Annotated in this window: 22 protein-coding genes; 1 reads left to right on the top strand and 21 read right to left on the bottom strand. The window is 60.1% G+C overall.

The genetic code is table 11. The features are described 5' to 3' along the window. Positions 1-3: 3 nt before the first annotated feature. The 16 genes from trbL to ACXPVS_RS25770 all read right to left on the bottom strand — a co-directional run bounded on the left by trbL (position 4) and on the right by ACXPVS_RS25770 (position 14,747). Complete coding sequence (gene trbL / locus ACXPVS_RS25845; protein ID WP_458512430.1) at positions 4-1,182, bottom strand: P-type conjugative transfer protein TrbL; 1,179 nt, start codon at positions 1,180-1,182, stop codon at positions 4-6. Next, entirely contained in the window at positions 1,179-1,370 is a 192-nt protein-coding gene (locus tag ACXPVS_RS25840; RefSeq protein ID WP_458512429.1) for a hypothetical protein, read from the bottom strand. Before ACXPVS_RS25840 ends, trbL begins: the two co-directional genes overlap by 4 nt. 13 nt (positions 1,371-1,383) lie before the next feature. Continuing rightward, entirely contained in the window at positions 1,384-2,118 is a 735-nt protein-coding gene (gene trbJ / locus ACXPVS_RS25835; protein WP_458512428.1) for a P-type conjugative transfer protein TrbJ, read from the bottom strand. Further along, positions 2,115-4,544 (bottom strand): conjugal transfer protein TrbE, encoded by a 2,430-nt coding sequence (gene trbE / locus ACXPVS_RS25830; RefSeq protein WP_458512427.1) that lies wholly within the window; start codon positions 4,542-4,544, stop codon positions 2,115-2,117. Before trbE ends, trbJ begins: the two co-directional genes overlap by 4 nt. 10 nt (positions 4,545-4,554) lie before the next feature. Continuing rightward, on the bottom strand, positions 4,555-4,827 hold the full coding sequence (locus tag ACXPVS_RS25825; RefSeq protein WP_090505757.1) for a VirB3 family type IV secretion system protein: 273 nt from the start codon (positions 4,825-4,827) through the stop codon (positions 4,555-4,557). Beyond that, a complete protein-coding gene (locus ACXPVS_RS25820; RefSeq protein ID WP_458512426.1) occupies positions 4,824-5,165 on the bottom strand; it encodes a TrbC/VirB2 family protein in 342 nt (113 codons plus the stop codon). The genes ACXPVS_RS25825 and ACXPVS_RS25820 overlap by 4 nt, the downstream gene beginning before the upstream one ends. Beyond that, positions 5,162-6,106 carry a P-type conjugative transfer ATPase TrbB gene (gene trbB / locus ACXPVS_RS25815; RefSeq protein WP_458512442.1) on the bottom strand — a complete coding sequence of 315 codons (945 nt, stop codon included), beginning with the start codon at positions 6,104-6,106 and terminating at the stop codon, positions 5,162-5,164. The genes ACXPVS_RS25820 and trbB overlap by 4 nt, the downstream gene beginning before the upstream one ends. Before the next feature lie 59 nt (positions 6,107-6,165). Next, the gene (locus tag ACXPVS_RS25810) at positions 6,166-6,618 is read right to left on the bottom strand and encodes a ribbon-helix-helix domain-containing protein (protein WP_458512425.1); all 453 of its coding nucleotides are present in this window, start codon (positions 6,616-6,618) and stop codon (positions 6,166-6,168) included. Beyond that, complete coding sequence (locus ACXPVS_RS25805; protein WP_458512424.1) at positions 6,615-8,606, bottom strand: conjugal transfer protein TraG; 1,992 nt, start codon at positions 8,604-8,606, stop codon at positions 6,615-6,617. The genes ACXPVS_RS25810 and ACXPVS_RS25805 overlap by 4 nt, the downstream gene beginning before the upstream one ends. A 278-nt stretch (positions 8,607-8,884) precedes the next feature. After that, complete coding sequence (locus ACXPVS_RS25800) at positions 8,885-9,325, bottom strand: RcnB family protein (protein ID WP_458512423.1); 441 nt, start codon at positions 9,323-9,325, stop codon at positions 8,885-8,887. A 299-nt stretch (positions 9,326-9,624) separates the two neighbouring features. Further along, positions 9,625-10,002, bottom strand: a complete 378-nt coding sequence (locus tag ACXPVS_RS25795; protein ID WP_458512422.1) for a RidA family protein — start codon at positions 10,000-10,002, stop codon at positions 9,625-9,627. Between the two features lie 102 nt (positions 10,003-10,104). Next, positions 10,105-10,455: a cupin domain-containing protein gene (locus tag ACXPVS_RS25790; protein ID WP_458512421.1), complete on the bottom strand. Its 351-nt coding sequence runs from the start codon at positions 10,453-10,455 to the stop codon at positions 10,105-10,107. Positions 10,456-10,497: 42 nt separating this feature from the next. After that, entirely contained in the window at positions 10,498-11,787 is a 1,290-nt protein-coding gene (locus ACXPVS_RS25785; protein ID WP_458512420.1) for a TRAP transporter large permease, read from the bottom strand. Further along, a complete protein-coding gene (locus tag ACXPVS_RS25780; protein ID WP_458512419.1) occupies positions 11,787-12,296 on the bottom strand; it encodes a TRAP transporter small permease in 510 nt (169 codons plus the stop codon). Before ACXPVS_RS25780 ends, ACXPVS_RS25785 begins: the two co-directional genes overlap by 1 nt. Positions 12,297-12,350: 54 nt before the next feature. Continuing rightward, complete coding sequence (dctP, locus tag ACXPVS_RS25775; RefSeq protein WP_458512418.1) at positions 12,351-13,361, bottom strand: TRAP transporter substrate-binding protein DctP; 1,011 nt, start codon at positions 13,359-13,361, stop codon at positions 12,351-12,353. Positions 13,362-13,439: 78 nt separating this feature from the next. Continuing rightward, the gene (locus ACXPVS_RS25770; protein WP_458512417.1) at positions 13,440-14,747 is read right to left on the bottom strand and encodes an NAD(P)/FAD-dependent oxidoreductase; all 1,308 of its coding nucleotides are present in this window, start codon (positions 14,745-14,747) and stop codon (positions 13,440-13,442) included. 191 nt (positions 14,748-14,938) lie between these two features. Between ACXPVS_RS25770 and ACXPVS_RS25765 the strand changes: the two genes are divergently transcribed. Next, entirely contained in the window at positions 14,939-15,910 is a 972-nt protein-coding gene (locus ACXPVS_RS25765) for a LysR family transcriptional regulator (protein WP_458512416.1), read from the top strand. A gap of 176 nt (positions 15,911-16,086) precedes the next feature. Here ACXPVS_RS25765 and ACXPVS_RS25760 read toward each other — a convergent pair whose 3' ends face one another. The 5 genes from ACXPVS_RS25760 to ACXPVS_RS25740 form a co-directional block, all read right to left on the bottom strand. Beyond that, the gene (locus tag ACXPVS_RS25760) at positions 16,087-16,782 is read right to left on the bottom strand and encodes an RES family NAD+ phosphorylase (RefSeq protein ID WP_458512415.1); all 696 of its coding nucleotides are present in this window, start codon (positions 16,780-16,782) and stop codon (positions 16,087-16,089) included. Next, the gene (locus ACXPVS_RS25755; RefSeq protein ID WP_271346505.1) at positions 16,782-17,186 is read right to left on the bottom strand and encodes an antitoxin Xre-like helix-turn-helix domain-containing protein; all 405 of its coding nucleotides are present in this window, start codon (positions 17,184-17,186) and stop codon (positions 16,782-16,784) included. Before ACXPVS_RS25755 ends, ACXPVS_RS25760 begins: the two co-directional genes overlap by 1 nt. A 180-nt stretch (positions 17,187-17,366) precedes the next feature. Continuing rightward, positions 17,367-17,522, bottom strand: coding sequence for a hypothetical protein (locus ACXPVS_RS25750; RefSeq protein WP_458512414.1), 156 nt, complete (start codon positions 17,520-17,522; stop codon positions 17,367-17,369). A 17-nt stretch (positions 17,523-17,539) separates the two neighbouring features. After that, positions 17,540-18,469: a LysR family transcriptional regulator gene (locus ACXPVS_RS25745; RefSeq protein ID WP_458512413.1), complete on the bottom strand. Its 930-nt coding sequence runs from the start codon at positions 18,467-18,469 to the stop codon at positions 17,540-17,542. Between the two features lie 22 nt (positions 18,470-18,491). Next, positions 18,492-19,691, bottom strand: coding sequence for an MFS transporter (locus ACXPVS_RS25740; protein ID WP_458512412.1), 1,200 nt, complete (start codon positions 19,689-19,691; stop codon positions 18,492-18,494). Between the last annotated feature and the right edge of the window lie 18 nt (positions 19,692-19,709).

Genomic DNA, 19,709 nt, shown 5'->3' with positions numbered 1-19,709 from the left:
CCTTCACGAATTCGACGGGTCGCGCACCTGTGGCCCAGGGGCTGAGCCGCCGCCATCACCACCACGCAGGGTGTGGGCAACGGTAGTGGCGGCATGGGTGAGTTGTTGCTTGCGCTGCAGGCGTTTGGCCCAATCGGGTTGCTTAGCGGGCGTTGCTGACGCGGTGCTCGCGGCGGAAGCGCTGCCTACTGTTGCTCCTGCGGGCTGGCTCCCCTGGGGCAACGCGGTGCTCGCCGTTTGTGCGCCGCCCATGGCCAGGCGCGCTGCGCCCGGTGCCATACGTGCGCCGGCCATCACGGCGCCGCCGACGCCTGTGGCAAGCGCCGCGGCTCCAGCCGCCATCCCCGCAGCGCCAAGGGCAGTGCCAGCGGCTGCTCCGGCACCGAGTTGCGGTGCACCGGAGACCAGGCCGGTGGCGATACCCGGGCCGAAAATACCTAGGCCCAGCAGTGCCAGTGCGGCAAGCATGACTACTAGCGCGTGATCGATGGAGGGCTTGTCCGTTAACGTCTGGAACTCAGCGAACAGACCGGAGCCGATGCCTACTATCACCGCCAGCACCAGTACCTTGATGCCCGAGGAAACCACGTTGCCCAGCACCTTCTCAGCGAGAAAGGCGGTCTTGTTCCACAGCGCGAAGGGCACCAGGACGAAGCCGGCGAGGGTGGTCAACTTGAACTCGATCAGGGTGACGAACAGTTGGATGGCCAGAATAAAGAAGCTGATCACCACCACAGTCCAGGCCAGGAGCAGCACAACGATGGTGTCAAGGTTGCCGAAGACTTTGGGGAAGTCGCTGAGGTTGCTGATTTGCTCCAGCATTGGTCGGCCAGCTTCGATGCCGATGGACGCCAACCGTCCGGGCTGCAGAAACTCGGCTTGGGTCAGCGCGGATCCTGAGGCAAGCAGGCCCAATCCGGCGAAGGAGCGGAAGATGATCTCGGCCAGGGTATTGAAGTTGCCGATGATGAAGGCGAAGGCTCCGACATAGAGGGTCTTCTTGATCAGCTTGCTGGTAACGTCCTCTCCACCCATGGCCCAGAACAGGCCGGCCAGGGTCATGTCGATCACCACCAACGTGAGGGTGAGAAAGGCCACCTCGCCGCCGAGCAGGCCGAAACCCGAGTCGATGTAGCGCGAGAACACATCGAGGAAATGATCGATCACGCTGACATCGTTCACTGCACGTCCTCCTCGAAACTTGCGGGGATGGCTGGCAGGCTTTCGGGCGTCTGGAACTCACCCGGTAGAGCGCAGCCGGAGTAAAAGCGCTCATGCAGGGGCGCGTGCTGCCTGGCTTCATCGGGTGCGCCACCACGGCCACAGGCAGCCAGTACGAGCAGAACCGGTATCAGCAATGGAGCTTTCATCGCGCCCACCCCTCTACTGGTAAAACTGCACGGGATAGGGGGTGTAGGGCGTACCGCTGCCCATAAAGCGCCGCCGCAGTTCGCGGGCTTCCTCTGCCGCTGCGGCCTGGCGCGCCAGCTCTAGGGCGATGGCGCGGTTCTGGGTGATCTGCAACTGCTGCGCCTGGATCGACTGCTTGGCCTGCAGGGCCAGCAGTTGGTTGGTGGCCTGGCTGGCCTGCAGTGCGCCGCTGGCCGACTGACTTCGGTCGACCAGGTCGGCCAGCACGCTCTCGTCCTGGGCCAGGTTCTGCGCCACCTGGGCTTGCATGCGCATGGCGGTCTGCAGGCCATCAAGCCCCTGCTTCCAACGTGCGCGCGTGTCCTGTGCCATGCGCTCGTCACTGACGGAGCTGGTGTATTCGGCCGGATACAGACGGGTAAACTCCTGGTCCAGACGCTGTACGTCAAATGCCAAACCTTGAGCCTCGGCCAGCAATCGCTCGGTGCTGGCCAGGGTCGTGCGTAAGCGATTGAGCACGTTGACGTCCAGGGTTTCCAGGTTGCGGGCCTGGTACAGCAACATCTGTGTTTCGTTCTGCAGTTGGCTGGCCTGGTTGTTGATCACCTCCAGGGTGCGCACCGCCGTCAGCATGTTCTGCACCAGGTTGGTCGGGTCGATGACGGTCATTGCGCTCGCCGGCTGGAATCCCAGCAAACCTAGGGTCAATAAGGCGGCGATTGGCGTAAGGCGGGCGCGAGGCGTCATGGCAGTTGCTCCTTGAGTTGCGAGGTATGGGAGGTGAGCAGGTCGGCGGCCCAGCCAAGCCCACGGTGGCGTAGCCAGGCGGGCGCGAAGCCCGCGGCATCAGCGCCCTGCAGGATCTGGCTGATTTCGCGCTGCTCGGCTGGGCTTGCAGCTGCTGTGAATGCCAGCGCCACCGGCCCCAGGTCGAGGTCGAAAAGCCGGTTGCCCAGGCGCGATTGGTAGTAGTAATCACGCTTGGGGGTGGCTTGGGCGATGATCTCGATCTGCCGGTTGTTGAGCCCGAAGCCCTGGTAGATGCCGCGTATTTGCGGCTCACTGGCCTGAGGGTTGGGCAGAAAGATGCGGCTCGCGCAGCTCTCGATGATCGCGGCGGCGATGCTGGAGTTCTGGATATCGGCGAGCGATTGGGTGGCAAAGATCACCGAGACATTCTTCTTGCGCAGGGTCTTGAGCCACTGACGGATGCGCGCCGCAAAAAGCGGGTCGTCGAGAAACAGCCAGGCTTCGTCGAGGATCAGCAGGGCAGGAGCCCCGTCGAAGCGCGCCTCGAAGCGGGCGAACAGGTAGCCGAGTACGGCCGCTACTGCCGCCTTGCTGTGCATCAGCTCTTCCATCTCGAAGCACTGCACGTCGGCTGCACCCAGACGATCCGTGTCTGCGTCCAGCAGCCTGCCGTGAGCACCGCCCAGCACATAAGGTTGCAGGGCCTGACGCAAGGCGTTGTCCTGCAGCAGCATGCACAGCCCTGTCAGGGTGCGCTGCGCCTCAGGCGCACCGGCCAGGCTAGTGAGGGCCGTCCAGAGGGCTGCTTTCTGGTCCGGGCCGACGGCAACGCCCTCATGCAGTACGCGGCCTTCAAGCCACTCGGCGGCCCAGGGGCGATAGCTGTCCTGATCGATGCGCGCCAAGGGCTGGAAGGCCAGGTCGCCATCACCGCCCAGGTCGTAGTGCTCGCCACCCAGGCCCAGCACCGTCGCGCGCAGCGAACGACCCATGTCGAAGAGAAACAGGCGTGAGCCGGGGTAGCGGCGGAACTGCATGGCCAGGGTTGCCAGCAACACCGACTTGCCCATGCCGGTTGGGCCCACCACCAGAGTGTGGCCGACGTCGCCGACGTGGGTGACCAAGCGGAAAGGCGTAGCCCCATCGGTACGGGTCACCACCAGCGGCGGGCCGTCGAGGTGGGCGTTGCGCGCAGGGCCGGCCCACACCGCCGACAACGGCATCAGGTGCGCCAGGTTGAGTGAGGAGATGATCGGCTGGCGCACGTTGGCGTAGGCGTTGCCCGGAATGGACGACAGCCAGGCTTCCACCGCATTGAGACTTTCAGCGATGGTGACGAAGCCTCGGCCCTGAATCACCCGCTCGATGAGACGAAGCTTCTCGTCGGCTACCAGAGCGTCGGTGTCGCTCACCGTAACGGTCACGGTTATGTACCCGAAGGCGACCTGATCGGCTCCGAGTTCCTGCAGGGCCGCATCGGCGTCGCTGGCCTTGTTCGAGGCGTCGCTGTCGACCAGCGGGCTTTCCTGCTGAAAGAGGGTCTCGCGCAGCAGGGCCAGGACACCCTTGCGCTTGGCGAACCACTGCCGGCGTAGGCGTACCAGTTCCTTTTCCGCCTCGTCCTTGTCCATGCAGATGAAGCGGGTTGACCAGCGATAGGCGATACCCAGTCGGTTCAGGTCATCCAGCAGGCCGGGCCAGGTCGAGGTTGGGAAACCACGCACCGAGACCACGCGCAGGTGCTGCTCGCCCAGTCTGGGTGCCAGGCCTGTGCTCAGCGGGCAGTCGGCAAGTAGGGCGTCCAGGTGGAAGGGTACTTCAGGAACAGCAACGCACTGCCTGTGAGTCGACACTGTGGCGTGCAGGTACGTCAGCGTCTGGCTGTCGTCGAGCCAAGTGACTTCTGGCATCACCCCCTCGAGCAGGTCGTGCAGGCGTGCCGTCTCTGCCATGAAGGCGGCCAGTCTCTCGCGCCAGTCGACGCCGCGCTGCGTCTTGTGCTCGTAAAGCAACCCAGCAGCACGCGAGCGTGATTCCTCGTGTGGCAAGTAGAGCAGCGTCAGGTGATAGGCGCTCTCGAAGTGGCTTCCTTGCGCTTCGAAGGTGGCGCGGCGCTCCTCGTCAACCAGCCAGGACAGCGGCTCGGGAAACTCGCTTGCCGGGTAACCGGCAGCGGTCAGGCGTTCAGCCTCGATGAACAGGGCCCAGCCCGAACCGAGGCGACGTAGGGCGTTATTCAAGCGCGCAGAGGTGGCTGACAACTCGCTCGGAGTGGCGCTGTCCAGGTCTGGCCCGCGAAAACGCAAGGTGCGTTGGAACGAGCCGTCCTTGTTGAGTACGACCCCAGGGGCGACCAGTCCGGCCCAGGGCAACCAGTCGGCGAGTTGCGAAGGGCGGTGGCGATATTCGGCTAGATTCAGCATGGCGTTCCCCTCATACGTCAAGCAAGGGGCGATGTTTGATGTGCCGAGCGAAGACCTGCAGGAACTGCGGATCCAGCCGGGCACCCCAGACTGCCAGCGAGTGGCCGACCAGCCAGAGCACCAAGCCCGGTATCCACAGTTGCAGACCCAGCCCGACTACGGCGGCCAAGGTGCCGTTGAGGATGGCCACGTTACGCGGCGCACCACCAAGTAGGATCGGCTCGGCCAGAGAGCGGTGCAGTGGCACCTCGAAGCCCGCGATGAAATCGCTATCGATATTCATGCGACCACCGCCCCGCCGGCAAAGCTGAAGAAGCTCAGGAAAAATGAAGACGCGGCGAAGGCAATGGACAGGCCGAAGACGATCTGGATCAGCTTGCGGAAGCCGCCACTGGTATCGCCGAAGGCCAGGGTCAGGCCGGTGACAATAATGATGATCACCGCCATGATCCGCGCCACCGGGCCTTGCACCGAGTCGAGAATCGATTGCAGCGGTCCCTCCCAGGGCATCCCGGAGCCGGCTGCGAAAGCCTGAAAGGCAACGCCCAGTAGAAGCGCGCCCACTGTCAGCGTACGAGCAGACAGGCGTCGGTGGATGGGCCGGACAAAGGCTGCGGTCATTGCTGTTCTCCGAAGGCGGTGGGCAGGGCTTGAGCGGGATCGGTGGTCTCGAGCCGGTAGCCGAGTTCGTCGTGGCCGACGACGCGGGCGATTTGCTGGACATGGCGGGCGCGGCCGCGCCCGGCGAGAAAAACCACCAGGTTGACTGCTTCTGCGATCAACGCGCGGGGGGCCGTCATGGCGACCTCGAGAATCAGTTGCTCCAGGCGCAACAGGGCTCCATGGGCGGAACCGGCGTGGACGGTGGCAATACCACCTGGGTGGCCGGTGCCCCAGACCTTGACTAGGTCCAGCGCTTCGCCGCCGCGCACCTCGCCGACGACCACTCGGTCGGGGCGCAGGCGCAGGGTGGTGCGCACCAGGTCGGCCATGGACACCACACCGCAACGGGTTCGCAATGCAACATGGTCGTGGGCGCAGCACTGCAACTCGACTGTGTCCTCCAGCACCAGAACGCGGTCACCCGTACTGGACACTTCAGCGAGCAGGGCATTGGCCAGGGTGGTCTTGCCGGTGCTGGTCCCGCCGGCTACAAGGATGTTTTGCCGGCTGAATACTGCGCCACGCAGGTAGTCGGCTTGCGCTGGCGTGAGAACTCCGTCCGCTACGTATTGGGTCAGCCGTATAACGCTCATGGCGCGTTTACGCAGTGCGAAGGTCGGTCCAGATACGATGGGTGGGAGTAATCCTTCGAAGCGCTCGCCGGTTTCCGGCAGTTCGGCGCTTAGTAGCGGCTTGCCACGGTGCACCTCGGCACCAATATGCGCGGCGACCAAGCGGATAATGCGCTCGCCGTCGTCGGCTGAAAGCGCGCCCAGCGCCACCCGGCCGCTGGAGAGGCGGTCGAGCCAGAGCTTTCCATCGGGGTTGAGCATGACCTCCACCACGTCGGGGTCTTCCAGCGCAGAGGCGATCAGCGGGCCCATTGCCGTGCGCAGCATGCGGGTGCGGCGATCCAGGGCGGTAGCGGTCGCCGCCAGGGTTGCGTGCGGGGCGCCGGTCATGGCTGCTCTCCCGAGGCTTCGGAGCTATCCAGCCACTGGGCGTCAGGCTGGATCTCCTCCTGTACGTCCCTGACCAGGCTGCGGCCACGCTGCAGGTGGCGGCCCAGTTGCTCGACGAACTGGGCGAAGCGCAGCTTGCCTTGAGATCGTGCGGCGTCCTGGTGTGCCTCGGGCACCGGCGTGATGACCGTAAGGTAGTAGCGCACATAGAGCGCCATGGTCTCGATCAGAATATTCTGATCGCGCTCCAGTCGTTCGAACTGGCGAGACAACCGATCCAGACGCTTGGCAATGACCGCCTCACGCTGGTCACCGGCGTCCGGCGATAGCCAGGAGGCGAGCGCTGCGGCAATGATTGAGGACTTCGACACACCTTTCTTGATTGCCAGCTCGTTAAGGCGCTTGACGTGCTCCGGTTGAATGAACAGGTTGAGGCGGGCTCGGCTCATAGGGCTATTCCGTCGTCAGGGTCGAGGGCGGCCAGTCGAGCCGCGCGTTGCAGTCGCGGCTCGAGCTGGGAGGGGAAGGGCGTGGAAGCGTCGTCCTCGTCGAGGAGGAACAGGTCGCTGGCCGGCTCTTCGGGATCTGGCAGGTCGGCGATTTCCGTCAGTTCGGGCTGGCGACGTGGGCCGCCGTCGTCGAGGGATTCGCTGTTAAGGGTTCCTGCAAGTGGGACGGCAACGGCTGCCGGTGCGGCCAGGGCACTCCAGTCATCTGCCTGGGCCGCTGGCGCATCGGCGTACTCCCCAGGCTGCAGCTGCGGGGGCGGCAGCACCCGGCGCTGGAAATTAGCGTCGGCGAAGTAGCGCAGCTTCTTTGCCCTGATCGGCGCATGGCCGGAGAGCATCACCACCGACTCGTCGGTGGGCAGTTGCATCACCTCGCCGGGCGTGAGCAGGGCGCGTGCGGTCTCCTGGCGCGACACCATCAGGTGCCCCAACCAGGGAGCCAGCCGGTGGCCCGCGTAGTTGCGCTGCGCACGCAATTCGGTCGCGGTACCGAGCGTCTCGGAGATGCGCTTGGCGGTGCGCTCATCGTTGGTGGCGAAGGTCACCCGTACGTGACAGTTGTCGAGGATCGAGTGGTTCTGGCCGTAGGCCTTGTCGATCTGATTGAGTGACTGAGATATGAGGAAGGCGCGCAGCCCGTAGCCGGCCATAAAGGCCAGGGCCGATTCGAAGAAATCCAGCCGACCCAGCGCGGGGAACTCGTCGAGCATCAGCAGCAACTTGTGCCTACGTTTGATCCCGTCGGCACCGTCCAAGGATTCGGTCAGGCGACGTCCGACCTGGTTCAGGATCAGGCGGATGAGTGGCTTGGTGCGGTTGATGTCGGATGGCGGTACCACCAGGTACAGCGAGACAGGGTGTTTGGCCGAGATCAGGTCGGCGATACGCCAGTCGCAGCGCGCGGTCACGCTGGCCACTGTGGGGTCGCGGTACAGGCCAAGGAAGGACATGGCTGTGGAAAGCACACCTGAGCGCTCATTCTCGCTCTTGTTAAGTACTTCCCGAGCGGCCGAGGCCACAACCGGGTGAGGTATCTCACCGAGATGGGGTGTAGTCATCATTCGGTGCAGGGTCAGCTCGAAGGTGCAGGCTGGGTCTGAGAGGAAGTTGGCGACGCCGCGCAGGGTCTTGTCGTCGCTGGCGTAGAGCGCGTGCAGAATGGCACCGACCAGCAGTGCATGGCTGGTCTTCTCCCAATGGTTACGTTTTTCCAGGGCGCCTTCCGGGTCGACCAGGATGTCGGCGATGTTCTGCACGTCGCGCACCTCATGGGTGCCGCGGCGTACTTCCAACAGGGGGTTGTAGGCTGCCGAAGCCGGGTCAGTGGGGTTGAACAGAAGGCAGTGTGAGAAGCGCGAGCGCCAGCCTGCGGTGAGGCTCCAGTTCTCGCCCTTGATGTCGTGGATAACCGCAGAGGCCGGCCAGGAGAGCAGGGTGGGTACTACCAGGCCAACGCCCTTGCCCGAGCGTGTTGGGGCGAATGCCAGAACATGTTCGGGGCCTTCATGGCGCAGGTACTGCTCCTCAAAGAGACCGAGAAAAACGCCTGCCTCTCCAATTAGCCCGGCCTCGCGTACCTCAGTCGCATCGGCCCAGCGCGCCGAACCGTAGGTGGTAACCCGTCGCGCCTGGCGGGCGCGCCAGATGGCCATGCCAATTGCCACCAGCACAGCCACGAGGCTGCTGCCCGCAGCGATGGCTCCGCCGAAATTGAAGATGTCAGGTGCGTAGGCATCGAAGAAGAACCACCACTCGAATAGCCGCCAAGGGTGGTAGATGGGGGTGTCGAGCAATTCGAACCACGGGGCACCCAAGCGAGCCTGGTAGTCAAGCGCCGCAGCCGTCCATTGGGTAGCGCTCCATACACCTGACAGGGTGATGGCCAAAACCGCCAGCACATTACCGTACAGCACTGTTGTCGCTTGCATCCGTGAACCCAACCTCTCCGGCAAATTGCACGGCACGCAGATGTGCCGCGTGCGAGAGGTTCGGCAAAGGTGGAGATGGGGTCAAAGACCGTATGGGCGGTAATTCTGTGAGAGTACTCAACAGTTCCGACTATGGAATGGAGCGGGGGAGAACTGCAGGGCAGGGCGTAGCGTGTATGGGGCCATCCTTGTGGGGCACTGCTGAAAATGCCCATCTGAGCATAAGTTACCAGGCACTAACGGCAGAGATCGGCCATCAGCGGGCTTTCTTATGACAGTCAGTAGCCGGTGAGAATGTTGATGATCACGCCAGTGGCGACGGCAACCAGTACATAATCGCCGTTGATGCGCAACCAACGATGGTTCTTCGGTGGAGCAGGCAGCTGGCGCGGCTGCCAGTCCGTCACCCAGTAACGATCGACGCGATAACCTTTAGCGACGACGTGGCCACGTTTCCACTGGGAATGAGGCACCGGCATGCCGGGCTGTGGGCGGAAGCTAGGGTCACGATAGGCCTTGTTGTTGCCCGGCCCGCTGGCCTTATGTTGATTACCCTGCTGTGGCTGGTTTTTCTGGTGGCTCTGCTGTGGCTGGTTTTTCTGCTGGCCTTGCTGAGGATGCTTTTGCTGGTCGTCCTGGGGGGTTACGGTTTGAGCAAAGCTGGCCAAGGGAGCGCTGAGCATCAGCGCGGCGCAGATCACTGAAAGTGTCTTTTTCATCTGATGGTGGTCCTGTATCTGTGAGTGATCGGCAAAACGTTGTCGATGCCGGGTGCGATGGAGTTATCAAATCACAGTTTCAGGGGTGTAAACCTCAGGCTAAGGTAAAGGTCCGGTAAAGGTATGTAAGGACGACCTTCACACCGATATCTGCCTGTCACCACAGACCGCTTTGGGTCGACAGCGGCCAGTCACGAATGACCGGGTTCGACCCGGAGCAGCCAGTAGCGACGGGCAGAAAATATCGGCCAGAAGCGGTCCTCCCGTATCTAGGGCGCAGCCGATTCAATTACAACTTATTAATCACTGACAGCCGCATAAGCGACCATCTCAACCAACATTTCATCCCGAGCTAGCCCCGCAATGACTAATGCAGCACGATTGGGAAAGGGTGCGGAAATATATTCGGCATAGATACGGTTCACTGTAGGCAAATAGCTTTTATCCGTCACATAGATCAGCACTTGTGTCAGCTTGGAGAGATCTGCTCCAGCGCACTCAAGAGTGTGTTTGAGGTTATCAAGGGTTTGTCTGGTTTGTGCCTCAATGCCACCCTCAACCACCTTGCCTGCGGCATCGATGGGGATTTGTGCGGTAAACAGGATGCCATTGCCGACGGTAGCCCATTCAAGCGGTGAGGGTGAGTTGTAGAGTTCTGTCTTTACCGTGCGAATCATGGAGTATACGTTCCTACTGGTTTTGGAATTTGGAGGATCAAATAGCTGAATATGTATTACTGCTAATGCCGCAGGACTTGATGCGAGTGATAAGCTCATGCCTCATGAAGTGCCAAGCAGTTCTTTCCAGTTACCTGGGTAGACAGCGTAGAAAATGCTTGCTTGTACGCCCTCATATTTCAGCTCGGTGCCTTTCGGAATCCAGATAATGTCGCCAGCCTGGCCCTCAAGCACTTCCCCGCCAGTTACCAGCCGAAAAATCCCCTCGATGACATAAACCACTTCGTCGTAGAGCACTGTCCATGAGATAGAGCATGCATCGAACCGAGCGATGCCAGCAGCCATTGTCGAACTGAGCTCACCTCCAATAGCACGAGCAACTTCGGCATGCCCCGGAGGGCCGCCGCGATGTGAAAAATTGAGATTGGCTGAACGAACTATTTTGGCTGTCATAGCATCTTCCAGGGGCTTATTAAATGCGGCACATGAAATTTTTTATAGAACACCAAGCATTCGCGGGATGAACAGCGAGACTTCAGGGATAAAGGTCGTGACCATCATGACCGGCAAGCCTACGACCAAAATCATCCAGATCGCCGGCATGATCGCGTGGTGGATCGATACCTGGCCGATGCGACACGCCATGTAGAGAATCGGGGCCACTGGCGGACTGTTGGCGCCGATCACCACCGAGCACGCGACAATGGCGCCATAGTGAATCGGGTCGACACCTGCGCTCACGACCAGCGGCATCAGCAGGGGGGCTATTACTACGGTAACCGACAGGTCATCCATGATCATGCCGGTAACGATCAGGAAGGCATTGACCATCAACAAGATCAGCAACGGGTTTTGCACCAGGGTGGTGATCCACTCGGTCAGTTCCTGTGGTACGCGTTCGGCGGTGAGGATGCGGCCGATCATGAACGAGAACAGCAGGATCAGCATGATGGTGCCGGTCGTTTCGGCTGACGCTACCACACTGTCCTTCAGGCGGCCGAGGGTCAGGTCCTTGTAAAAAAAGAAGCCAACAATGATTGCCGCGACGACTGCGACTGCAGCGGCTTCGGTCGGAGTACAGATGCCGCCGTAAATGCCGCCAAGAATCAGGAAGGGTAGCGACAGGGCCGGCAAGGCGGATTTGGTCACGCTCCAGCGCGAAGCTATCTTCTGACCGGCCCCCTCGGCAGGTTTTTCAGTAAACAGGCGACCGACGCAAAAACGGTTGAACAGGGTCAGACCGATCATTAGCAGCAACGCGGGTCCTATCGTCGAGGCGAACAATGCGGTAATCGATTGTCGGGTGACTACACCAAACAGGATCATCGTGACCGAAGGTGGAATCAGGATTCCCAGCAGAGACGAAATCCCCAGCAGGGCGCTAGAGTAGCCGCGCGGATAGCCACGCTCGGCTAACGGGCCGATCATGATGGTACCGATCGAGGCCACGGCGCCGCTGGCGGTACCAGAAATCGCACCGAAGATGCCCGAGGCGAAAACCATCGATGCACCCAAACCTCCGCGTCGCCCTCTTACCAGCATTTCGATGAAGTCGACCAGGCGCCGAGCGATGCCGCCACTCTTCATCAGGTAGCCGGCGAGCACAAAGAGCGGCAGCGCCAGCAAGATAATGTGGTCCAGTGAGCGGAAGCCCTGCAAGAGCAAGGTCGTCATGTTCACGTCGTAGATGAACACTAGGTAAGCCAGCACGGCAGCAAATGACCATGCAACGGGCACACCAATGGTCATCAGGACGATTAGCAACAATATGGCCAGAACACCCATTACGCGTCACCTTCTTCTTTAGGGTTGTGGCAAGCCCTGCCGGTGATCAGATCACGCATGGCGTAGGCGAAGCAGCCAATGCTGGCAAGTGCCACTGCGCTTAGCGGAATCAACTCAGGGAGACCAAGCCCTGGAGTGGTTTGTGGACGCTTTATGGCGAAACCCATCATGCGCCAGGCCAGATACATGAAGAACAGTGTTGTCCCAACCATGATCAGGGCAATCACGCGCTGATGCAGGCGTAACAGCGCAGGCGACGTCAGCATCTGCGGCAGAAAATCGACCACGAGATGCTCGGCGCGTCGGCTGGCAATGATCCCGCCAATCATGTACAGCCACATAGCGCTGACCAATGCCACCTCGTCGGCGCCAACCAATGACCATTCCAGTAGATAGCGGGCGATTACCATGAAAAAAACCAACCCCGCCACTATTGCACTGGCAATGATCGCGATGAGGTTGAGTATGTTCGCCAGCGTGCGGTCGATCGAAGAAAAAAAACTAAGCATGGGAACTCCTGAGACAAGCTGATGGCCTTGCCTCGCAGCAAGGCCAGTCAATCATTAGAGCTTGGGTGCGTTATCCCGCACTTTCTTCACAAGTTCAGGACCCACCTCTGCCTCCATCTGCGGCCATACCTGCTCGCGCGCTACTTTTGCAAGTGCGCGAAGCTCTTCTTCAGACGGCTCGATGTATTTCATGCCGCCGGCCACTGCCTTGTCGACATAGCTCTGATCCAACGCTTTGGCATCGGCGAACTGTTTCTCCATAACGACCAGCGCGGCATCAGCGACGATTTTCTGCTGGTTCGGATTCAACTCTTCCCAGGTTTCCTGGTTCATAGACAGTACACCTGTCACGAATACATGCTTGGTGCGGGTGTAGTGGGTCAACACATCACGGAAGTACTCATAGTCCCAGTAGATGATGTTGCCTGCATCGCCATCAACCACGCCGGTCTGGATCGAGGTGTAGACCTCACCCCAGGCTATGGCTGTAGCCTGATAACCCAGTGCTTGCATGGTCTGCGGGTTCGGGAAGTTCGACGGCACACGAACCTTGAGACCCTTGGCGCCTTCGACGGTAGTTGCATACTTGCCACGCGTGGCTACGCCACCGAATCCCTCGGGCCAAGCACCGAAAAAGATCAACCCCTGATCATTATGAACCTCGTTATAGATGGTATTGAGCCAGCCGCCTGGACGATAAGCGTCAAACGCCTGCTCCCAGTTGAGGAACATGTAGGGGGTGTTACGCAAACCCATGCGCTTGTCGTAGGAGGTCAGCGGCCAGTTGAGCATCATGTCCACTTCGCCCGCCATGAACAGGTCGAACACCTCTTTCTGGTCACCCAGCTCATCCTGGTAGAAGATGTTGATCTTGATTTCGTCAGGCGATCCGGCAGTTTTCTTCTGAATCAGATCAGCCCAGTTTTCGAGGGCATCGCCTGTCGGAGAACCCTTTGCGCCGGTGTCGGTGGCCATCTTCAGCTTGATTGTGTCCGCACTTGCTGCCATTGAAAAAACCACAGCCGCGGAAACAGCTAGCGCTCGTGCAATAGTGAATATATTCATGTTGTCCTCTCGCGGTTTTGGATTTGTTTTGCTTGAGTGATACGTGCCCAGGGCGTAATACCTGTGAAATACAGAACGCTAGATCTCTGTCCGACTCGCCAGGCGCGCCATGGCCATGCGTAGAGGCACGCCTATTCGAAGCAGCGACTTAGGCGGCAATCTTGACGGCTTGCCCGAGACCTCATGCATATTGGTCAGCAATTCACTCTGTTTTCCCGATGCCAGGTCTGCCAGCATCATGCCCGAGATCGTGCCTCGCGCCGCACCCACGCTCTGGTCGCAGCCCGATGAGTAAATGCCTTCTTCGAGCTGCCCGAAGTAGGTCTCGAAATTGCCTGACAGACTGGTAGCGCCGCCCCAGGTGTAGTCGATACCGACGTGCTTCAACGTAGGGTAGCGCTGGTCGAGCCCCTCGCGATGCCGCGCCTGGATCGAGGGAATGATCGCGGCGGGGGTATTGTATTCAGGCGCATAGCGGTACGAGTTGCGGATGATCAGCCTGCGGTCCTGGGTCATGCGCATAGTCGTGCCTGCATGGTCGGCGGGCGTCATCCCCCAGTCCAATTTGCCGCCGTACAGCGGCATATCCGCGTCGGTGAGTGGGCGGGTCATGCTGGCAAAGGTCATCACGGGCAGGATACGGTCCTTCATGAAGCCCAGTTCCGGCGTGAAGATACTGGTCGCCACAATGAGCTGATTGCAGGTGATTACGGCTTTCCGGGTCGTCAGGGTGAAGCCTTTGTGCTGCCGGCATATTTCCAGCACCGGACTGTTCTCGACTACTCGCACATTGGCCGGCAACGAGTCCACCAAGCCGCGCATCAGCGCTGCAGGCTGTACCAGAGTACCGCCTGGGGTAAAGATCGCGGCGCTGTAATAGTCCGTGCCAAATACCTTTTGCGCTTCCGCTTTCGACAAGCGCTCGTAGCGCTCACCGAAATTACGTAAAAGACTCTCGTAGTGATTGAGATACTTCTCACCGCGAATACCGACTGCCCCCTGATACTTGCCCGCTCTGGACCATTGGCAGTCGATGCTGAACTCGGCGATCTGCTTCTCGAGATAGTCGATTGCGGCGCGATTGAGCTGAACCATCTTGCGTTTGAATACTTCGTCCGCTCGCTCCAGATCGCGCTTGTGCGGCTGATCAATAACAAAGCCCGAGTTACGCCCGGATGCGCCCTGGCCGATCTTCAGCGCATCAATGAGCAGCACCTTGTCATCCGGACAATTTTCGGCAAGACGGCGAGCGGCAGCCGTACCGACGAAACCACCGCCAATGACAACCGTGTCGAAGGTCGCGTCGCTCTCTAGCTCATCGAAGTTGGAGGTTGCGCCAAGCAGCTCATACCAACCACAACGACCGTCGTATTCGGGAAGAATCATGTGTGCTTTCGTCCTGCCTGTTGGTGGGCAAACGCCGTTAGCGTCTTCGCTGCCCCAGTTAGCCAAGGTGGTGCTAAGAGATACTGCTCGCCGAGTATTTGTTTTTCTATATCTAGGCTTTATTTTAAGGAATATTGATAGACTTCATAAGCTGTGCTTATTTTTAAGCCAACCCATGACCGAGTTAAGCCATGAAGCATGAACGGATGATTGACACCCAGGCACTGAACTCCTTCGTCACCATTGCCGAGTCCCAATCCCTGACTGAAGCAGCAAAACGCCTGGGCATTACTCAGCCGGCTGTGTCGCAGTGCTTGAAGCAACTCGAGGAGCAGGTCGGGACACAGCTTGTGGTTCGGCGCACCAGCCCAGTGCAACTGACTGTCGCCGGACATGCGCTCAAACAAAACGCGGACGCGATCCTGGGCGAGCTGCGCAGGCTCAACGCGACCGTCCGCGATGCCGCAGACAAGGGGCTGGTTCAATGTCGCCTGGGGTTTATAACTTCATGTGCCGAGGTCTTCGGCAGCAAACTAATCGCCGCTCTCGGCCAGCAAACGGAACGCCTCACCCTCAGGAGCGGGCTGACTTCAACAATGGTCGATGCATTCCTCAACAGGGAAATCGACGTACTGGTATCGGACGAGACTTTATCGGGCGTGGAGAACCTAGACCGCTTCGTCGTGCTGCGCGATCCGATGCTGCTTGCCGTTTCACGTCAGCAAATCGAGGGAGTGGGTTACTCCTTAGAGAACCTCGCCTCGCGCAAGCCTCTGATCAAGTACGGTAGAGATGCCAGCATCGGCAAGTTCAGCGAAGTGGTATTGCGACGCATGCGGATACACGCAAACGTGCGCTATGAAACCGACGACACGCACACCTTGATGAGTTTTGTACGCGACGGTCACGGCTGGGCCATTCTCACCGCGCTGTGTTTAGCGCAAACACTACATGCCTTGGACGGGGTGGATGTGCTGGAACTCGGCGACAGTCGCCACGCAAGAACCATTCAACTGATCGCTAGAAAAGGAGAGATGGGCGTCATACCTAATCAGATCGCGGAGCTTATAAAATCGATATTCGCGACTCAGATTTTGCCAAAACTTCAGGCCCAAGCTCCTTGGATGACTGGAGACCAGTTTGCGCCAAAGCTCGAGACATAGAGAGCTTCGCTTTAGATTTTAGTCGACCCAGCGTTTCTAGAAGTGGATCGCCCCTGAATTCGTAGACGCTGGATGGCCGCTTTTGGCCGATTTCTGCCGGTTGTGATCGTGATCGGCAGTTCGCGACCGGAGGCTGCCTCCTGCTTAATAGTCTAGTTCATCCTCAGAACTGGGAGTTATTCGGCTATCAGCGTTGTAATCCGGTTGACGCTGATGATTTGTCCGCTCCAGATCATCTCGAAATGAGCGGCTTGGATGATTGACGCAACAGTGCTCGGTGTCATCAGTGCCCAACAAATGTTGTCTGGGAAGCGGACCGAGTTGTAGCGCAGGCCCGTGCATTCCGCGCGCTTCGTTTCGCCTCCCAATTGATGAGAAAGCGTGTAATCGTCAGGTGCGTATATGGGGGCCGACAGCGGCACTACCGTAGCGTCTCTCAGTCCAGCATCAGTGAAGCTGCAGGCCAGCCCTCTGAAGACAAAACGCTCGTAATTGAGGTCCGGCACGTTCGACCAGTAGCGCTCCTGGTGATGGCGCACCTCTGCAATCGCAGTGTCCATCTTGTCGGCCAGGTAGAGCACGCCAAAGCTGCCATTGCTAAAGCGTGAGCCCGCCGGGTTCACATGGGTAAAGGGCGCTGTGGCGTAAGAGCATCCAGGAATACCGAACGGAATCTGATCGCGAGGAATTAGCTCCAACCTGCCAAGTTCGTTCTGCAATCTTGGGTTTGTCATTGCTTGAAGCTGATAAATGGCTTCGAAGTCTGCTGCGTCAGCGACATCATCGAACAAGGCAATGGGCGGAAATTTGGAGTTGACCAAACGGTAGGCTTGCAGGCTCTCGCCTTCCAAGGGGGGAAGACTGCTTAGCATTACCACTGGGCGCCCCGCAGCGCGTCGATCCGTCGGAATGTCTCGTACAGCGAGATCATGTCGCCCTGCGCCATGATGTCTAGCGGCGCGCGCCCGTTGAAGAATTCGTTGCGATTCTCCATCGAGGGAAAGCCATAGACGTTTTCGGGGTTGTCGAACACCAGGCGCAGTGCCGCGTGGATATTCAGCACGAGGCTGATGCGCTGCATCTGATCAAAGTCCAGGCCTACCGCCCACTCCGAGTCACGTTGCTTGGCTCGGGTATAGGTGCTGCGCGAAATACGCAAGATTTGGCAGGCCTGTTCGGAGGAGGCCTTCCACTTGTCCAGGATGTTCAGCGCTGTACGCAGGCCGGCTGCACATTGGCTTTTCGAAAAGTCTTGAGCTTGGAATGCTGCCGTCATGGGTAGCTCCTTGATATTATCTACAGAGCAAAATATAGCATATTTGCATCTACAGATAAAAATAACCGCTTGGCCGATGCCTTAGCTAGCGTCCTTCTTCAGTGCCAGAGTGGAAGATCTTGACGGGACGTGGAGTGTAAGGCGTGCCCTTGCCCATGAAGCGTTTCCGCTGCGCCTCGGTCACGGCATTGCATTGCATTGGGCGTTACCCAGTTTGTCCCAGTTGTCTCTGCACTGGAGTCGCAACTCTTCCAGTCTTTCGGGATTTTCGGCAAGCGTTTCCGCCGACTCGAAGGGCATAGGTTTCTCGCACGCGCCCAGCAGCAATGCAGTCATCAGCAGTGGAATCCTGTTCATCCGGCGATATCTTCTCGTTGGGTTTTGTTGGGTAACAAGGCTTGGTCTTCGGCAGGGCGTATTCTGTCGATGAACCTGCCTAGCTGTTCAGAAGGCTCTGCCTCGCGCTGTATCAGATAGGTGGTCAGCATCGTGGGGCTGCCTGCCAACTGGCGGGCCACTACGTCGGGGTTGTTGAGTTCAGTGATCCGAGCAAGGCTGGAGAAGCCCAGGCCGTAGCCAGCGGCTACCAGCGCCATCATCAGATCCAGCGTTGGCACGCGGTCGGCAATAGTCAGCCTTGCCTCCACGGTGCATAGCACCCGCTGTAGTTGCTGCCAGAAGCCCTCACAGACCTGCGGATCACACAGCACCAGGGGATAGCGCACCACTTCTTCGAGCGGCACGCGCCGATAGGTCAGCAGGGGGTGGCGGGCAGGTACCGCCACTACCAGTGGATCGAACCAGACCGGCTCCGCCACGAGACCCTGGTTAACGTCGTCAGATTGGGCAAAGCCAATATCGAACAGGTCATCGTTGAGCCCTCTGACCTGCTCGGTGAAGGTGACCTCCGACAGGCAGATATCGACTTCTGGTTCCTGCTCGCGGCACTGGGCGAGCAGGGCGGCCAGGCGTGATTGCGGGATGCCGTCGGATAGCGCGACACGTAGGCGTCCGCGGTATCCGGCTGCGGCGCTCTTGACGCTGGCCTTGGCTTGGTCGACGACGGCGAACACCCGCCGGGCCTCTTCCAACAACACCTGACCAGCCCAGGTCAGCCGTGTGCGCCGCGTCGTACGTTCGAACAGCTGGACACCCAGGCGGTACTCCAATTCCTTGATGATCCGGGAGAGGGGCGATTGCTCTATGTGCAGACGCGCGGCCGCACGCGCGAAGTGCAGTTCCTCTGCAACGGCGATGAAACAGCGAAGATGGCGCAGTTCCATGGCCTTTCCTCCTATCTGTGAATCAGTTGTAGGGTTCGGCTTGTACGTCGCCGGTCCAGCTTGGTTGGCGCCGCAGGTTGATGATCTGCAGCAGGGCGCCCAACGCTGCCACGCCTCCGGCACTGGCGGCCAGGGTCCAGGTGGGCATCTGCAAAAGCAGCACGAATCCACCTGCCGCCGCACCGATGGCACTGCCTAGGTAGAGGGCTGACTCATTAAGCGCGATAGCCAGATTGCCATCTCCCTGGGCCTGGCGGGCCAGGATCAACTCATTGTTCTGCGGCACCTGCAGGGCCCAGCCAACCGCGCCCCAGAGAGCGATAGGCAGCATGACCAGCCAGGTGCTGAGGGCGGCTGTCAGCGGAAGCGCGAACAGCGATACGGCGAGGATCAGCATGATGGCGAAGGTCAGGACTGGGCCCTTGATGCGGTCTACCAGCGGGCCGATCAGAAAACTGCCCAGCACGCCGCCGATGCCCCACACCCAGAGGTAGGGTGTTACCGAGCGCACCGCGCCGTAGGCCGGATCCGCCAGGAGCGGGGCGATGAAGGTATACATACCTAGACTGGCGATGGCCGCGAACAGGGATACCAGCAAGATGACCAGTACATGGCTGTCACCGAGGATCGCCAGCTTCTGCCCCAGAGAGGTCGCCGTCGCAGCGGGCAGTGCCGGAAGTTTGAGCCATAAGCCGAAAAGTGCCACCAGGCCTAGCAAGGTGACCACCCACAGGGCGGACTGCCAGCCCATCTGTTCGGCGACGAGCAGACTGAGTGGGACGCCCAGCACCACGCCACTGGCCATGCCCCCCATGATGATGGCGATGGCTTTGCCTCGGCGTTCCGGAGTGGAAACCGCCGCCGAGGCGCCGATGCCCATGGCCAGGTAGACGCCGGCTCCGATACCGGCGATGGCTCGCCAGATCATCAACACGGTGAAGTCCTCGGCCAGCGCGCTGGCGGCGTTGGCGATAACGAATAGGGTCAGGGCCAGCAGCAGGCCGGTGCGCTGACGATGCGCCGGGGTTAGGGCGACGAAGAGCGGGGAACCCAGGCCGTACGCCAGGGTGAAGGCGGTGACCAACTGGGCGGCGACCGCCACGGACACTGAGAACGATGCCTCGATCATCGGGATCAATCCGGCGGTGACATAGGAGGCCATGCCGAGGGCGAAGGCACCTAGCGCTATTAGGTAGATGGGGGATTGGTTGTGCGTGTGCATGCTCAGGCTCGCTTGCGC

The organism is Pseudomonas sp. Ma2-10, from assembly GCF_054330215.1.
This window is presented reverse-complemented; position numbering and strand designations above follow the sequence as displayed.